The sequence below is a fragment of the Bradyrhizobium sp. 18BD genome, from assembly GCF_054185225.1.
Genome location: NZ_JAVAYL010000025.1, coordinates 25,832 through 42,220, shown reverse-complemented (window position 1 = coordinate 42,220; position 16,389 = coordinate 25,832). Strand labels below are relative to the sequence as shown.

The window sequence follows — 16,389 nt, the reverse complement described above, 5'->3', positions numbered from 1 at the left end:
GGAGCCTTAGGACTGGCCGCCCTTGCGTCCGGCTTCGCTGGCCTTTTCGCGGTCATTGGCGAAGTTGCCCGGATTGTCGGTCGAGCCGCCGCCCTGCTGGCCGGGCTTGTTTCCACCCTGCGTCTGCTGTCCCTGCTGGCCGTGGCTCTGCTCGCCACCCTTCTTGCCGGCTTCCGATGCGCGCTGCGGGTCGTTGGCAAAATTTCCGGAGCCACCACGTTGTTCGTCTGCCATCACTCTTCTCCTTGTTTGTTGCCCGGCCCAGGAAGGCTAATGGCGAGATCAGCAGCTCGTTCCTGGGAGAAAGATTAAGATTGGTCAGAGGTTGTTGGCCAGCATGTTGCGCGTCGCCTGTCGCACGGCATCGATGCCTGTGACATTGTTCATCAGTGCAATCTCGCCTTGCTGCTCATGTCGTATGGCATGCGCCATCAGACGCAGGCGGGGATCGCCGGATGAATGCCATTGGCTGTCTGCCATCTGGACGGCCCCGGCGTGATGCAGGCTCATCTGGCGGATAAAGATGGCATCAAACTCTCCATCAGCCGCGTTGCGCACCTCCGCGATTTGTGCCGGTGTCAAATAGCCGGGCATAGTCGCCCGCTCCTCGCTGGAGCAGACCGCCATCGGCTCGCTGAACCAACCGCCCCACCAATGTTCGAAGATACGGTTTTCGCCTTGCTGGCTGGCAACCATCAAGGCCGCGAGTGCGCGCAGATGTGGATCCTGCGCACGCTGCTGGCCAAGCTTTGCAAGCTCAATGCCTTGTTCGTGATGCGTCACCATATGGCGGATATAGCGCTGATCGCCAGCGACATCGCGGCTGAGGATCGGCAGCGGCCAACCCGTACGATTAGCCATTGCAACAAGGCCCGACGTTGCAAGCACGAGAAGCGCTCCCGCTGCCCAACGTTTGGCAAAGCGTACTGCGGATGTGGGCGGCGCGCGTCCCAGCGGCCAACGCAGCCAGGCGAACAGGGGATAGATCAAAGCGGACGAGAGATGAACGAGAAAGCCGATCCAGTAGGGCTGTTGCAGGGTGAAGATCGGCTGAAAGAACGGAAACAACGGCACCAGTCCGAACCACTCGGTCGCCGATGTAAAGGCGGCCCACGGGATCGCGAGCCAGAAAAGAGTGCCGGGCGCGAGACCGCTCGTCCAGCGCCCAAATAGACCAAAAAATACCAGTGCCCAGGAGAAGTCCGCCCATTGATGAAAGGCGATGCCGAGCGCAATGGCCTGACCTGAGGGCACAGAATTCAGCACGGCGTCGCGTCCGGGAATAGCAGCAACCGTCATCCAGTCAACCGCCGCGTCCCGGCCGAGCAGCGCCGCCGCAAGCTGGCTGACAAGCGTCGAGAATGTGCTGCTGATGAGCCCGAGCTGGGCGGCTGCCAGCCAATGCGACTTCGGCTCTTTCGCGGCGCCCTCCCCCATCAGCCGAACGGCTTCATCATGACCTTGATGCAGCCATCCCGCTTGGCTCGGAATGTCTTGTAGAGTTCGGGACCTTCCTCGAGCGTCGCACGATGGGTGATGACGAAGCTTGGATCGATCTCGCCCTTTTCGATGCGTTGCAAAAGCTTGGGCAGATAATGCTGAACAGGAGTCTGGGCCATGCGGAAGGTAAGCCCGCGATTGATGGCGCTGCCCATCGGGATGTTGTCGAGCATGCCGCCATAGACGCCTACGATCGAGACGGTGCCGAAGTTGCGGCAGCACTGGATAGCCTGCCGCAAGACATGCGGCCGATCGGTTCCCATGAAGGTCGCGGCCTTGATGCGATCGACCACAGAATCCTTGCTTGCCATGGTCTCCGGCTCTGTTCCGACCGCATCGATGCAGGCATCGGCGCCGCGGCCCTGCGTGAGCTGCTGGATGCGCTCATAGACATCCTCCTTCATGAAATCCAGCGTCATGGCACCCGATTGCATGGCGAGCGTGAGCCGCTCGGGCACCGTGTCGATGGCGATCACCCGTTCGGCCCCGAGCAGAAATGCGCTCTTGATTGCAAACTGCCCGACCGGCCCGCATCCCCATACGGCCACTGTCTCTCCGCCTTTGATGTTGCAAAATTCCGCGGCCATGTAACCAGTCGGGAAGATATCCGAGAGGAACAAGACCTGTTCGTCCGTGAGCCCCTCCGGGACCTTATAGGGCCCGACATCCGCGTACGGCACGCGCATATATTCGGCCTGGCCGCCGGCAAAGCCGCCCAGCATGTGCGAATAGCCGAAGAGGCCAGCGGGCGAATGTCCCCACATTTTCTCAGCTTCTTTGGCGTTGGGGTTGGAGCGCTCGCAGCCGGAATAAAAGCCATTCTTGCAGAAGAAGCATTCGCCGCAGGCAATGGTGAAGGGCACCACCACGCGGTCGCCGACCTTGAGCTTTCTGTTGTCCTTGCCGACCTCGACAACCTCGCCCATGGTCTCGTGGCCGAGCACATCGCCCTTCTTCATGGTCGGCATGATGCCGTCAAACAAGTGAAGATCCGAGCCGCAGATCGCGCAGGCCGTCACCTTGATGATCGCGTCGCGCCCGTCCTGGATCTTGGGATCGGGAACGGATTCACAGCGAATGTCGCTCTTGCCGTGCCAGGTGAGGGCTTTCATGGACCGCTCCAAAGGTTGCGCGACCAGACCAAGCATCAATCTTGCGGCTGGTTCCTACGCCGCTTAGGAACAGTCTCGCCTGTCCCCCATTAGGCTCAAAGCCACGTAAAAACCCGAGAGGGAATACGCCCATGGCGGGACAGTTTGCGATCGTGACGGGTGCCTCGACCGGCATTGGTTTTGAGCTTGCGCGGCTTTGCGCTTCCAAAGGATACGACCTTCTCATCGCGGCGGACGAGCCCGAGATCGAAACGGCGGCGCAAGCGCTGCGCCAAGAAGTTAACAGCATCGCTGTGGTGGCGCTGCACGCCGATCTCGCCACCGTTAAAGGCGTCGACAAGCTCTATGAGCTCGCACAGGGCCGCAAGATCGACGTGCTGATGGCCAATGCAGGCCGCGGCCTGGGCCACGCTTTTTTGGACCAGGACTGGGCGCGCATCCGTCAGGTGATCGATACCAATATCATGGGTACGACGTATTTGCTTCATCGCGTGGGTCAGGATATGCGCCGGCGCAATGAGGGACAGATCTTGATTACCGGGTCGATCGCCGGCTTCACCCCAGGCAGCTTTCAGGCCGTCTACAACGGCTCGAAGTCGTACCTGAATTCTCTCTCCTTTGCTCTACGCGAGGAACTGCGCGACACGAAGGTGACCGTCACCTGCCTGATGCCAGGAGCAACCGAAACCGAGTTCTTCGCCCGCGCAGACATGCTCGACACCAAGGTCGGCTCCGAGGACAAGGACGATGCGGCGATGGTCGCCCGCAAGGGTTTCGAGGCGATGATGAATGGCGAAGGTGACGTCGTGACGGGTCTCAAGAACAAGATCCAGTCGGCGGTTGCCAATTTGACGCCGGCCGAAACCCTCGCCAAGCAGCATCGTAAGCAGGCGGAGCCCGGCACCGCGAAATCCTGAGCGCTCCTCAAGTCGTCACTAATCCGCTGGCCTCGTAGCGGATCGCTGCTGTGCCATGCAGCCGAGAGCAACGCAGAGGATCCGTGAGGCGGCAAGCACGCCCAAGCCCCGCACATCCGCATCCGGCACCAGTTCCACGAGATCAAAACCAATGATCCGTGCCCGCTGCGTAACGCCATGCAACAGCTCAACGATATCCAGATAGCCGAGACCACCCGGCTGTGGGACCAGCACCGCCGGAATGACAGCCGGGTCGAGGCCGTCGCAATCGAGGGCGACGATGCAGTGACTGCCCGGCGGGATGTGGTCGATGACCGGCTGCACGCCATATCGTCGCACCGACGTGGCGGTGAACAGCTTCACGCCCCAAGCGCGGGCTGCGGCAAGGTCCTCCACGCGCGAGCCGCCGATGCCGCGTTGGCCGACCTGAATGATCCGCTCCACCCACGGCATTTCGCTCGCGCGGCGCATGGTACTGGAGAACGTATGTTTGAGACCGTCCCGCTCGTCCCGCCAGTCGAGATGCGCATCGATCTGCACAATAGTGAGCGGGCCGAACTGCTCGAACCCCGCGAAGAATGGAATGGGCACCGAGTCATCGCCGCCAAGCAGCAGGGGTATGGCGCCCGCCTTCAGAATGCTCGCGGTTGTAGAGGTGATCAGCGAGCGATTTTCCTGCGGTGTTCCCGGATCGGTTGGAAGGTCGCCAAGATCAATCGTCCGCAGTCCCTCCGGTATCAAGGGACCGTCCTGATCGAAATCCCACCGCATTGGATCACGCGCAATCTGCTGGGTGCTTTCACGAAGGGCTGAAGGAGCACGGGCGGCATGGCTCGCGACGCCTGGCACATGCGGCGTCGCGTCCGGCGCACCAAAGATCACGACATCGGCGCTTGAGAACGTGTCGGGCGGCGCAGCAGGGAGGCCTAGAAAGGTGGCGGGGATGACCGGATGTGTCATGGCGTGAAGGCCTAAATGCCTATTGGTATTGGCAACTGCACGTCGGCGAAGCGTCCTTGATAGTGGTCGGTAAAGGCATACGGGGGCCTCCGGTACATCGCGGAGCTGGAGATCCCAGGGTCGCCGCAACTCGTGAACCACTTCAGCCGACGCATCGCGCACGCAGCCTTGAGCGATATTGAAGACTGCGACCCGCCGCGGGCATCGATAGTTCTTCTCAAGCAAATCCATCACAACTGCTTCGAAGTCGTTGCCGACGACGGGCGCCTCACAGCAGACTGGACCCGAGGTGCCACGATCTCTTCAACGAGATAGATGTCCTGCTCGTCACGCTGAGGGACGTGGACGACGTCAGCAATGCCTCCGACTAAAAGCAAGGCACGAGCTGCGCAGTTACCGTGGCATTGCCGGGGACCGCCCTCATCCGCCTATTGTTCGGTCTGTTCGACGGCGGCCGGCATCTTGGCGACTGACATCAGGGACCGAGCGACCTGATTGAGCAATTGATCGGCGTTCTCTTCTTCCGCCAACGATTTCGACAGAAGGTTGACGATGGCGCTATGGCGTAGCTGTTGGGCGAGGTTGCGCGCGGTCGTGTAGCCGGCAATCTCGTAATGCTCGACGCGCTGCGCCGCGCCGATCAAGGCGAGGTCGGCCGCGGCGTCTTCCTTTTCTTCGCCCTCCTCCATGATTTCCTGACCTTCTTCGACAAGGCCCATCATGCCCTTGCAGGGCTTGGCGCGTGCGGACTTGCCGAGCAGCTCAAAGCATTCGTTGATGCGTTCGATCTGGGTTTCGGTCTCGCCGAGATGCAGCTCGAACAGCTCGCGCAACTGATCGAACCGCGCCGCTTCCGCCATCTTGGGAAGTGCCTTCGTCAACTGCTTCTCGGCATGCAAGATATCGCGAAGTTCGTCGATGAGCAGATCGCCAAGACCGGCTTCGTCGACCGGCGATGAGCTTTCGGTGACGATCGCCGTCGCGGGACCGGGTTCACCGGCCTGAATAGCCGGCGATTCCGTGAAGACCCATTCGCCGCCCTCGTTCCAGGGCCCGCGGGTGTCGATCTCACCATGATCACCCGTGCCGGTGGAATCGTTGAAGAACTGATCGACGAGGCCTGGCGTCGGCGCAATGCGACCGATACTGAAGGCCGGTTTGCTCATGCTCTCGAGCGCGAGCGAGAAGGCCTTCATGTGGGTGATTTCGCGAGTCATCAGGAACTGCAAGGCGTCCTTGGTGCCCGCGTCATCGGTAAAGTTGATCAGGCGTTCGTAGACGATCTTGGCCCGCGCCTCGGCGGCAATATTGCTGCGTAGGTCAACGTCGAGTTCGCCGGTGATCTTGAGGTAGTCGGCGGTCCACGCGTTGCCTTGCGAGTTGAAGAGGTTGATCCCACCCCCACCCGCGATTGCGATCAGCGGATCGGCCTCGGCCGCCTGGCGGTCGAACTTGGCCGGCTTGAGATGCATACGGGCCAGCGTGCCGACGACTTCCAGATGGCTCAGCTCTTCGGTGCCGATATCCATCAGAAGGTCCTTGCGATCGGGGTCCTCGCAATTGAGCCCCTGGATCGAATATTGCATGGCGGCCGCTAGTTCGCCGTTGGCGCCGCCGAACTGTTCAAGAAGCATATTGCCAAAACGCGGGTCCGGCTCGTCGACGCGAACAGTGAACATCAGCTTCTTGACGTGGTGATACATGGAAGAGCCTCGGGTTTGAAGAGGAAGATCACAACCGAACAGTCAGGCGCTGCGGTTTGTTCCTATCGAGGCCGAGGTGCCGAGGCATCGAAGCCATTTACGGCGGGAAGCTAGCTTGTCCGCGCCAACGCTTCGCGGACCACGCTCGTCAGCGAAGCCATGGTGTAAGGCTTCGAGAGCCAGCCAAGCGGCGCGAACGGCTCCGCTCGCGTCCGGGTCAGGAGATCGTCATGGGCGGTAGCGAAGACGCAACGCAAGCCAAGTTCGCGAAAGAGATCACCGGCTGCATCAACGCCGTCGCGACGGCCGGCCAGTCGGATATCCATGATGGCGAGGGCCGGCTTCTGTTCCATCGCCATCGCAAAGGCTTCCTCGGCCGTGGTTGCGATGCCGGTCACCCGAAAGCCGGCATCGAGCAGGGCAGCTTCGGCCTGCATGGCGATCAGAAAATCATCTTCGACGATCAGGACCGCGTATGGCTGATCAGCACGATCGCTCGCTTCGTCGGCGGCCAGCCGCACCTTACTATCAGGCAGACGATCGGTCGGCGCAGCCACCTCATAGCAGTCGGTCGCGCTTGCCGGCATCATGCACCTCGCGACGCGCTGAAACGAAGCGTGGTGCGCGACGGTGACCGGGTCGCGGCAAAGTCGGCGTGGAGCTGGCGGGCAAGGCCAAGCACCAGGCGCAAGCCCGACGAGGTTTGGCGTACCGTATCGAGGTCAAAACCAGGCCCATCATCCTCGACATGAAGCTCGAACTGTCCCGCCTGCTCAATAAGGCCGACGCGAATGCTGTCGGTGGCCGGATCGCTGATCCCGTGCTTGGCCGCATTGGTCAGCAATTCATTGAGGATCAGCGCGAGCGGCATGGCGATATCGTTGGACAGCGTGCCGGTTGCCGGCATCCGCGTGATCTTGATACCTGCCGGCAGAGTCTGCTGGATGGTTTGGACCACAGCGCCGAGAAACTCATCCGCTGCGAAGCTGGTCGCGTCGGTGGTGCCATAGAGGACACGCTGCGCGGCAGCCATGGCGGCGATCCGGCTGCAGGCGTCGTCGAGCACGCGCCGTGCTTCCTCGCTCCGGGCGCTACGCGCCGCCGTGTACAGGAGCCCCTGGAGCATCTGCATGTTGTTCTTGGTACGATGGTTGAGCTCATTGAGCAGAAGGCGCTGCTGCGTTTCGGCCTGCTTTCGCTCGCTCAAATCAACCAGCATGTTGATGGCGCCGGTGACCCGGCCGGATGCATCGAACAGGGGCGTCGGGAACGGGATGAAGGGAACGCGCGTCCCGTCCGGCCGTTCGGCAACCGCCTCGACCCCGCGCACCGGGCGGCCTTCCTTGAGGGCAATCGCCATCGGGCATTGATCATGCGGCAACGGCGTGCCGTCGGGAAGATAGAGTTTCCAGGTCACGCACCATTCGTCGTTGCCCAGCGACGGCGTCCGGCCGGCAAATTCAACGGCGGTCTGATTGAAATAGGTGATCTTGCCGTCGGCATCGGTCGTGTAGATGGCGGCTGGTATGGCGGCGAGCAGTTCTTGCAGCCGTCGCTCGCTCTCCTGCAATCTCTTTTCGCTAAGCTTGCGCTCGGTGATGTCGCGGGCGATCTTCGAGGCTCCGATTACGCGGCCCGCGCGATCGCGGATCGGCGAGATCGTGAGCGAAATATCAACCAGGCTGCCATCCTTGCGGCGACGCACGGTCTCGAAATGATCGACCCGCTCGCCGGCTCTGATCTTGGCCAGAATGCGCGGCTCCTCATCCTGCCGGTCGGGCGGAATAAGCATCGTGATCAATCGGCCGACAGCCTCATCCCGGCTGTAGCCAAACAGACGCCGAGCGCCATCATTCCAAGTCTGGATAATGCCATCGAGATTCTTGCTGACGATGGCATCGGCTGACGATTCGACGATGGCCGCCAATTGCTGGGCATCACGCTCGGCCAGACGGCGAGCCTCATCGCCGGCAAGACGCGCGAGGGCAAAGCCGAGCAGGCGCGCCAACGTGAGCGCCGTATCTAGCTCGGATGGCGTGAAGTGATGGGGCTCGCCATGATAGGCCATGAACTTGCCGGCGAGTCGGCCATCCTGGACAATAGGCGTAAAGGCCGCAGCTTTGATGGCTTCATTGAGGATTGTCTGTTTCAGATCATCGGGTAGGTCGCTGCGGTCGATATCTTCGATGCAAACAGGCGCCGGTCTGGCCTCATCACGATCCCACGGGGAATGTCCTTCGACCGCCTTCCGGTAAGCCTCCGAGAGGTCGCGCCAGGCCGCGAACCGCATGACGTCGGCCTGATCGTACAGCAAAATCGAGGCGCGCGTGCAGCCCAGCGCGCGCGTGATGGCATCAAGCGCGGCCTGGTGGACTTGCTCGGCCGATTGGCAGTGCTGAAGTCTCTCCGAGAAAGCGAACAAGGCGGCTTGCTCTTCCATGCGCCGCGCGAGCGCCTGTTCGGCGCGCTTGCGGTCCGTAATGTCATGCTGCACACGGACGGCATAGAGAAAATTGCCGGCGGCGTCGCGAATGCTCGATGAGGTGACGGCCGCCCAAATATGTCCGCCATTTTTGCGGTAGATGCGCTTCTCGATGCTATAGCGATCGAATTCGCCCGCAATCTGACGGCTGAATTGCGCGCGATCCTCGGCAACATCTTCCGGCAGCGTCTCCTCGAAGATCGTTCGTCCCAGGAGCTCGGAGGCCGTATAGCCGGTCAACCGGCAGAGCTGCTGGTTGACCCGCAGCATGCGGCCGTCGCGATCGATTTCAACGATGCCGGCGCCCACATGCTCGTAGGTGGCGGCGAGCCGTTCGTCGCGGGCCTGCACCCAGTCGTCAGAACGGGCGTCAGACATTTCCAAACGGCCGCCGCCGACGCGTTCGTGAAAACAGTTGATGGCGCCGGCCAGGACACCGTCGGCATCGAAGACCGGCGCAATATGGGCGCTGGTCCAGACGTGCGAGCCATCGGGCCTTTCCACGCGCCCCTCGATACCACGGATCGGAGTGCCGGTGCGCAGCACTTCGGCCATTGGCGTCTGCTCGCGCGAGATCGGTTGCCCGTCAAGGAAGAGCTTGTGGGAACCACAGAAGAGTTCGCTATCATCGCCAATCCGTGGCGTGCGTCCCCACAAGTCAGCCGCGCGCGGGCTGAACCATAAAATGCGGCCCTCCGCATCACAAGCGTAGATCGCGATGGGAAGCTGCGCGAGAAAAGCGGACGACGGGCTTTGCAAACTGAGCGATGCGAGCGGTTCGAGACTGTCTAGATCGACCGCCGTCTGCTGAATATTCATAGGCTTCATCCCCCCGCGTCAGACCAAGAGAGTGCGGCACCATTGGCGTTCCCGCCCCCTGGGTCGCCTTGGCCGGCTGGTTCCTGACTCCGCGAAACATGCCTAAACGCCCGGCCGCGATCAGAAGTTCCTAACTCGGGTCTTCCGTATGGCCCACGCGACCCGGCGCGGCGAACCCTTACACTACGATAAGCGGACGCGCTGAAGCTCGCGCTCCGTCTTTCGTCTCAGGCGCTGGGGTAGGCCTAAGCCGATGGGTTTGGGTCACCCCGTCACCGCGGCTCATCAAAGGTCATGGTGAAGGCCAGGACGGTCGAGGAACGACTGGGCGCCCATGAGCTTGGCTTGCTGGATATGCCGGAGGAGGATGAAATGGACAGTGAAGACGCCCTGACAAAAGTGAAGGACGTTTCGGAAGGCGTGCGTGAGACCGCCCGCACGGTGCGGCAGAGTCTGGAAGAGGGACAGCCGCCGGGCCAAGCGCTCGCCTTTCTGCGCGATGTAGTGCGGGAGGCCCCTCTGCCCTCGCTGCTCGTCGCCTTCATGCTGGGCTGCCTGATCGCGCGTCGCTAGCCGGAAATATCGCGGTCAATCGCAAGATCATCGAGCAGGGGCGAAGAGCCTCCGGCAAGCAACGCGGCCAGAAGTTCCGCCGCGAGGAAGCTGAAGGTAATGCCGTTGCCGCCATAGCCAAAGGCGGCGAAGATATTCTTGCAACCGGGCACCACGCCGATCAACGGCAGGCCGTCGGCGGTGGTATCAAAGGCGCCCGACCAACGGAAGTCGACGTGATCCGATGCTTGCGGCCAAAGCACCTTCAGATAATTCCTGAGCGCCCTCACCTTTGCGGGCGTGGCGCCATCACGAGCGTCAGGCTCGATGAGCGCTCTGTCGTCCTCGCCACCAAGAATGATGCGGCCATTAGCAGTGGTCCGCGCATAGTGATAGTTCCGGCTCGCTTCCCAGATGAGCGCCTGTTCGGGCCACAGGTGGCTTGGCTGCTGGCGGGTCGCGATGGCCCAGCTGGAAGCCGGCTGCTGCCTCATCGGCCGCACAATATCGGGCATCACATAGCCGGTCGCGAGCACGACATGGCGCGCCTCGATCGAAAGCCCGCCTTCAAGGCCGACGGCTACGCTCTGAGCTATGCTATCGTACGCAATCGCGTTGGCCTTTCGAAGGCGAGCGCCGCGCCGGAGGGAGATATCAAGCAGGCCATGCGTGAGTAGCACCGGGTCGGCATCAGCCGCGTCCCATGACAAAAGGGCGCCCGCCCGGGCGATGCCGAAGCGCTTCAGCAGCGCGGCATGATCGAGATGGAGGGACGGCAGATCGGCGCGGCCCCTCAGCGCATATTCATCCTGAACAAGCTTCGGACTGTCATCGACGGCGAGATAGAGCGAAAGATGCGGCCGCATCTGGCAGGCAATTCCATGATACGCGACCAGCGACAGCAGACCTTACGCGGCATGGTGGCTGGCCCGATAGCAACGCACCGCCTTCTCGAAACCATAGAGCTGCGTGAGTTCAAACAGCGGCCTGTCGATTTCCCAGAGCATCATGGCGGTGCTGGAAACCGTGCTGCCGAGACTTGGAAGCTCGCGATCGATAATGACAACCTGGTGGCCATGCCGTGTCAGGCGCTCGGCCACCAGTGCACCGGTTATGCCGGCGCCGATGATCAGAACCTCACATCGAAAGCTTTCAGCGATCGGCTCAATCGGCCGCGGCGGCGGGACGGCCCACGGTGTATGCGGGCCGCGCAGATCATCCTGCTCGATGTCATCGTCCTTGAAGATGGAACGCTCCCTGAGCCTGACCGGATCTCGCTAGACCTTCGCCGGGCGCAAAGCCGACACAGCCGGAGCATTGATCGGCTGTCCGTTCGGGGCAAAGATCGAACCGTGACACGGACAGTCCCAGCAGCTCTCAAAGCTGTTCCAGTGCAGATGACAGCCGATATGGGTGCAACTCGCCGAATGAAGATGCAGTTCGCCAGCCTTGTCCTTGTAGGCGCCGATCTTTTCTAAGCCTCGGCGCAGGATGGCGCCCTCACCCGGCTCAAGCTCTTCGATCGAGGCGATTTCACCCGGCGCCACATACTCGGCGAGGTTTTGCAGGATCGTTATGTTCTCGCGCAGGAAATTCCCCGCGGCTGCGAGCGGTTTGCGATCCAGCGCATAGACGGACTCCCACGGATGATCCTCGCCGAGAATGAGGGCCGTGTTCAGCATCGCGCCCATTGCGCCATGAGTGAGACCCTGGCCTGAATCGCCCATCGCAAGGTAGACGCGCTCGCCCCCGGGCTCGCGGCCGATGAAGCCGGCATAATCGATCGTATCGAGAACCTGGCCCGACCAGCGATGGGTGATGCGGCCCAGCGCCGGGATCAGGTCGCGTGCCCAACTCTCCAGCCGGGCAAAGCGTTGGTCGGCGTCATTGGCCTCGCCGCTTTTATGGTCTTCGCCGCCGACAAGAACAAATTCATGATCGTCCGGACCCGCTTGCAGCCGCACATAGTGGTAGGGATCTTCAGTGTCCCAATAGAGCGCGTCGGGAAGTTCGCCCCGTGCGATGGCAAACGCGACAACATAAGTGCGATAGGGAGCCACCTTTGTGTGCAGTTGAAAGCGATCGGCGATGGAGGCGTTGGTCGCGATCACGGCATGGCCGGCCGTGATCTGTCCCTGCGAGGCTCGCAGCGTGACGGCGTCGTCTTGTTCGGCGACTTCTTCAACCGGACTGTTGGCAAAGATACGCACGCCGCCGCGCTTGCAAACGGCGCCAAGTCCGGCGAGATATTTGAGGGAATGGAATTTTGCCTGGCGGGGATATCGAAGGACGTGCCGGTTCTCGCAGCCTTTGAGTGGTACCCCGACCAGCCGGTGAACCGGCGCGCCGACCTCGCGCACCGCTTCTAGCTCCTCATCGAATATGTCGGCTGGCATGCCGTTGCCCTGAAACAGATACCCGTCAAGACGAAGAAAATCGCAGGCGATCTTCTCGCTGGCTTGGATTTCCTCGATCCGGTCGACGGCGGCGGATTTGGTAGAACAGCTTGGCGGCTTCGACGCCGCGCAACTTTTTGAATTCGCTCATCAGATCATCGCAAAGCGGCGCAAGATGCGCCGAAGTCCGCGCCGTCATGCCGCTGCCGATACCTTTGCGGTCGATGACGATGACCGACCGGCCGTGCTTCATGAGCTCGTAGGCCGTCGAGAGACCTGCAATCCCGGAGCCAACGACGGCGACATCGCAGTGCACATCGCCTTTTAGCGAACCCGCCTCCGGCAGGATTTCGGTCTCCATCCAGAGCGAGGTGCTGACCATGCCGAACTCCACCTAAAGAGGCAAAACGCGGGCTGTTTGCGCGGGTTCCTGCGGGCGCGTGGGAAGCCGCCTCCGGGCGGACTTTGGGGATGATCAACCCGCGACAGCTCATGGGTCGCTAACGGTCCGGGACCGTGACAGCGGCAATAGCGCGAGGAACAAAGCCCTGTCGCCGCCGTTCCATCGCTTTGAATTCGAGGAGCGTCGTCATGGGACTATTCACGAAAGACACCAAGACGATGGGTGACCTGCTGCTGCATGGCTTGCAGGACATCTATTATGCCGAACAGCAGATCACCAAGTCCTTGCCGAAAATGATCGGCAAGGCCACCAACCGGGATCTGGCCTCGGGCCTCAAGACTCATCTCGAAGAGACGAACAAGCAGATCGAGCGCCTCGAAAAGGTCTTCGAAAAACTCGGCCAATCGCCAAGCGGCACGCAATGTCCGGCCATCGACGGTATCCTCAAGGAAGCCGACGAGACGGCCGGCGAGATCGAGGACAAGATGGTGCTGGATGCGGCGATCGTTGCCAACGCGCAGGCCGTCGAGCACTACGAGATATGCCGCTACGGCACCTTGATCGCCTGGGCAGAGGAACTCGGCCACGACGATATCGTGCGCTTCCTGACCACGAACCTGAACGAAGAGAAGGCGGCGAATACCAAGCTCAACACAGTTGCGTTGCGCAAGGGCGTCAACAAGAAGGCTTCCACCGCCGCCTGATCCGGCAGGGCCTGGCGGATCAAGCTTCCGTCGGGCCCGCTTCTCCTTTCGAGGCTCAAGTCATCCGCCATGACCAATCTGATAAAACTGCCGAGTTGGGCTGACGACGACAATGTCTTCGCCGTGGTCGAGACGCCGCGCGGCAGTTCTTGCAAGCTCGATTTCGATGCCAAGCTTGGCGTTTTCGCCTTGGCGAAGCCGCTGATGGCGGGTCTGACCTATCCTTACGATTGGGGCTTCATTCCCTCGACCAAGGCCGAAGATGGCGATCCGCTGGACGTGCTAATCCTGCACGATGCGCAGACCTATCCGGGGGTCGTGCTGCGCTGCCGCCCGGTCGGCATTCTCGAAGTCGAGCAGAAGAAAAAGGGCAAGACGGAGCGCAACGACCGGGTGTTTGCCGTGCCTGACAGGTCACCGCTCGAAACGGATCTCAAAGATATCCGCAATCTTCCGTCCCATGCGCGCGATGATCTCGAACAATTCTTTCGCGCGACGAATGCGCTGGAGAACAAGGAGCTGAAGTTTCTCGGATGGCATGGGCCGAACCGTGCGGCCAAGACCATTAAGCGGCTGGCCCGCTGAATCGCGACTTTGCGACGAGCCATCGCCCGACCAGAGCCTGTATTTTGCTCGACAAGCAGTCGGGTAGCTGCGCTAATCCGCAGTTCGTGTGGGAACGATTTCCGGGACTATTTGCCGTTCAAGTCGACGAGCTCTCGCCTCCACCGACCATCCAGTCCTCGATACCTTCTTCGTCTTCCTCAGTGCTAAGCCGCCGACCGCGTCGACCGGCTTGGCCGGATGTCTGGTGCTTGAGCCGAATTCTGGTGCGGCGCATCGATCGAGGTTCTCCAACCTATCAAGCCAGAAGCACCTGGCAGCGTTCCTATGCGGGTACTGGTTCAGTGCGTTCTGTGGCGGATGCTCGGAACCGTGCGTTGGAACTTGCCATGGCCATCAAGATTGTCGATGCATTGAATGGGACAGCCAGACGGCGTCGCAGCCATGCTTCTCAATTTGGCACCAGCAGCGTCATTAAACGTCCTCATACGGAAAGAGAAAAACCCATGGCAAAGAAAGCCAAGAAGAAACGTCGCTACTCGAAGAGCTCGGGCTCGGACGTCAAGAGCGAGATGCGACGGTACAAGAAGGGGACGGCCAAAAGTGGCCGTGGCGGAAAGGGCGGCAAGGTAAAAAGCAAAAAGCAGGCGATCGCGATCGGCCTTTCAAAGGCCCGCAAAAAAGGCAAGAAAGTCCCCAAGAAAAAGAAGTAATGGAGCCGATGTACAGTCACTACGCAGTGACGCGTATGCCGGCGCTACGTTTACCGGCACTCGGCCTAAAACTTCAGGGTCGTGCGTAAGCCAAGCACGGTTGCGTTATGTAGAACCTTGCCGGGCATTGCACTGGAAGCGCTGGTGGCACCTCCTCCCGGATGGATGATGTATTGCAGGTTGGGCTGCAACGTCCACCCGTCCCTGATCTGATATTGATACACGGCTGTCAGAAGGGCTTCGAAACTCCGCATCGGCCAAGTTGGATCGACGAATGTGCGGTAGTCAGCATCGAGCGCCTGGGAGCGTTTCGAAACATGCGCGTAGCCAGCCGCGATTCCGAACTTGTCGTCGGGCCGGCTGTCGTTGAGACCTATGAATTCGATGCCGGCGTCGGCGTAACGGTCGATCAGATTGCGGTCGGCGGGCGCGCCCGACACGCGCGCAAAAATGCCGATGCCGCGATCATCGCTGTTCGGCACACGATAGAGCTTCTGCTCGAAGACCATCCAGCCGCCGATACCCCCGGATAGGAGCAAGGGCTCACCACTACTGGCGGGCGAAGCCAGCGAGACGCCATTGGACGCTAATCTCTGATCGGCGAAAGACCCAAAATGTCGCCAGCCACCAAACTTGATTTGGCCGGCGGGATTTGGATCGCCCTTCGTGTTATTCCAGGCATACTGGATCTGGCCGAGCAGGAGTGGCGGATCGTTGACGCGGAAGTTGACGCCATAGCGGTTGCGCTCCTGCGGATCGCCGGTGCCTGGCCCCGCTTGGTCGCCATCGAATATGCCGCCGAGAACGGACAGTTGATCCGTGACATTGACCAGGAGCCTTGCCCCCATCGCAGCCAAGGGAGGCGATGGACCGCCGCTTGGCAAATTAAGCGAGGTGATTGCCGGCCATCCCATCGAGGCGTTTGTCAGTACGTCGGTGTATTTGGTGTTGAAGAACTCGCTGTCGGCCGCGAGTTGTCCCGCCTTGAGCGAGATTTTCTTGTTGCGCCACTGCTTTTCAAAATAGGCCTCGTAAAGACGCGTAGACGGCAACGCCTCGATACCGCTGACCACGAAGTAGTTCTGCAAACTGCCACGCGACAGCCCGCCACCATGAATCTGAAACACGTTGGCATGGAATGTCAGTTGATCGAGATCGGCGAGCTTTTGCAGATCAAGGTCGATGGCGAGATTTAGGCGCCCTTCATAGACCGAGCCCTGTTTCAGTCCGCCGGAGGGATTGCGCAACACCTCGCCGATATAGGTGGCTGCGAATTTGACGCCGTACTTCTGCACTGGATTGGGCAGGAGACCAAGCGTCTTTTCCTCGACGGTACTTTCGCCGGTATCGGGATCGGCCGGTTTGTCGTCATCGGTCTTCTTGTCCTCCTGCGCGGCCGCCGTCCCCGCCGCAAGCAGCGTGGCGGCGACAAGCAGTTGGCCAAGACGTCTTTTGGTGCGGCTCACAGCTTCCATCCTGATCGTCGGGGCGCCCGTCCATCGGGCCATGTGACGGGCTTCAATTCAAGTCCGTTGATCGAAGAGTTTGCTTTGCAAGCGAAAGT

11 protein-coding genes and 6 pseudogenes are annotated in these 16,389 nt (G+C 61.0%); 5 read left to right on the top strand and 12 right to left on the bottom strand.

Annotated features, from left to right (window positions below; all coding sequences use genetic code 11):
• Positions 1–6: 6 nt before the first annotated feature.
• The 3 genes from RAD16_RS34310 to RAD16_RS34300 form a co-directional block, all read right to left on the bottom strand.
• Positions 7–234, bottom strand: a complete 228-nt coding sequence (locus tag RAD16_RS34310; protein WP_458162274.1) for a general stress protein — start codon at positions 232–234, stop codon at positions 7–9.
• Between the two features lie 84 nt (positions 235–318).
• The gene (locus tag RAD16_RS34305) at positions 319–1,437 is read right to left on the bottom strand and encodes a DUF305 domain-containing protein (RefSeq protein ID WP_458162273.1); all 1,119 of its coding nucleotides are present in this window, start codon (positions 1,435–1,437) and stop codon (positions 319–321) included.
• On the bottom strand, positions 1,437–2,612 hold the full coding sequence (locus RAD16_RS34300) for a zinc-dependent alcohol dehydrogenase (protein ID WP_458162272.1): 1,176 nt from the start codon (positions 2,610–2,612) through the stop codon (positions 1,437–1,439). Before RAD16_RS34300 ends, RAD16_RS34305 begins: the two co-directional genes overlap by 1 nt.
• Positions 2,613–2,743: 131 nt before the next feature.
• Between RAD16_RS34300 and RAD16_RS34295 the strand changes: the two genes are divergently transcribed.
• Entirely contained in the window at positions 2,744–3,529 is a 786-nt protein-coding gene (locus RAD16_RS34295; protein WP_458162270.1) for an SDR family NAD(P)-dependent oxidoreductase, read from the top strand.
• 18 nt (positions 3,530–3,547) lie between these two features.
• Here RAD16_RS34295 and RAD16_RS34290 read toward each other — a convergent pair whose 3' ends face one another.
• The 6 genes and pseudogenes from RAD16_RS34290 to RAD16_RS34265 all read right to left on the bottom strand — a co-directional run.
• Positions 3,548–4,489, bottom strand: a complete 942-nt coding sequence (locus RAD16_RS34290; RefSeq protein WP_458162269.1) for an arginase family protein — start codon at positions 4,487–4,489, stop codon at positions 3,548–3,550.
• A 428-nt stretch (positions 4,490–4,917) separates the two neighbouring features.
• Complete coding sequence (locus RAD16_RS34285; protein ID WP_458162268.1) at positions 4,918–6,192, bottom strand: DUF892 family protein; 1,275 nt, start codon at positions 6,190–6,192, stop codon at positions 4,918–4,920.
• Positions 6,193–6,302: 110 nt separating this feature from the next.
• Positions 6,303–6,713: a response regulator gene (locus RAD16_RS34280; RefSeq protein ID WP_458162267.1), complete on the bottom strand. Its 411-nt coding sequence runs from the start codon at positions 6,711–6,713 to the stop codon at positions 6,303–6,305.
• A 65-nt stretch (positions 6,714–6,778) separates the two neighbouring features.
• Positions 6,779–7,081 (bottom strand): annotated as a pseudogene (locus RAD16_RS34275) (ATP-binding protein); the annotation flags it as partial.
• Between the two features lie 57 nt (positions 7,082–7,138).
• A pseudogene (locus tag RAD16_RS34270) lies at positions 7,139–8,137 on the bottom strand (PAS domain S-box protein); the annotation flags it as partial.
• A gap of 48 nt (positions 8,138–8,185) precedes the next feature.
• Positions 8,186–9,493, bottom strand: a pseudogene (locus RAD16_RS34265) (PAS domain S-box protein); the annotation flags it as partial.
• A gap of 294 nt (positions 9,494–9,787) precedes the next feature.
• Here RAD16_RS34265 and RAD16_RS34260 point away from each other — a divergent pair.
• Positions 9,788–10,066 (top strand): hypothetical protein, encoded by a 279-nt coding sequence (locus RAD16_RS34260; RefSeq protein WP_458162266.1) that lies wholly within the window; start codon positions 9,788–9,790, stop codon positions 10,064–10,066.
• Here RAD16_RS34260 and RAD16_RS34255 read toward each other — a convergent pair.
• A pseudogene (locus RAD16_RS34255) lies at positions 10,063–11,148 on the bottom strand (NAD(P)/FAD-dependent oxidoreductase). The gene RAD16_RS34260 and the pseudogene RAD16_RS34255 sit on opposite strands and share 4 nt — an antisense overlap.
• Before the next feature lie 174 nt (positions 11,149–11,322).
• Positions 11,323–12,823 (bottom strand): annotated as a pseudogene (locus RAD16_RS34250) (FAD-dependent oxidoreductase).
• A 209-nt stretch (positions 12,824–13,032) separates the two neighbouring features.
• Here RAD16_RS34250 and RAD16_RS34245 point away from each other — a divergent pair.
• The 3 genes and pseudogenes from RAD16_RS34245 to RAD16_RS34235 form a co-directional block, all read left to right on the top strand.
• Complete coding sequence (locus RAD16_RS34245; RefSeq protein WP_458162265.1) at positions 13,033–13,548, top strand: YciE/YciF ferroxidase family protein; 516 nt, start codon at positions 13,033–13,035, stop codon at positions 13,546–13,548.
• A gap of 69 nt (positions 13,549–13,617) precedes the next feature.
• Positions 13,618–14,133 (top strand): inorganic diphosphatase, encoded by a 516-nt coding sequence (locus RAD16_RS34240; RefSeq protein WP_458162264.1) that lies wholly within the window; start codon positions 13,618–13,620, stop codon positions 14,131–14,133.
• Positions 14,134–14,618: 485 nt separating this feature from the next.
• A pseudogene (locus tag RAD16_RS34235) lies at positions 14,619–14,816 on the top strand (DUF6496 domain-containing protein); the annotation flags it as partial.
• A 74-nt stretch (positions 14,817–14,890) separates the two neighbouring features.
• On the opposite strand, the gene RAD16_RS34230 reads toward RAD16_RS34235, so the two are convergent.
• Positions 14,891–16,300, bottom strand: coding sequence for a carbohydrate porin (locus RAD16_RS34230; RefSeq protein WP_458162353.1), 1,410 nt, complete (start codon positions 16,298–16,300; stop codon positions 14,891–14,893).
• Positions 16,301–16,389: the final 89 nt, after the last annotated feature.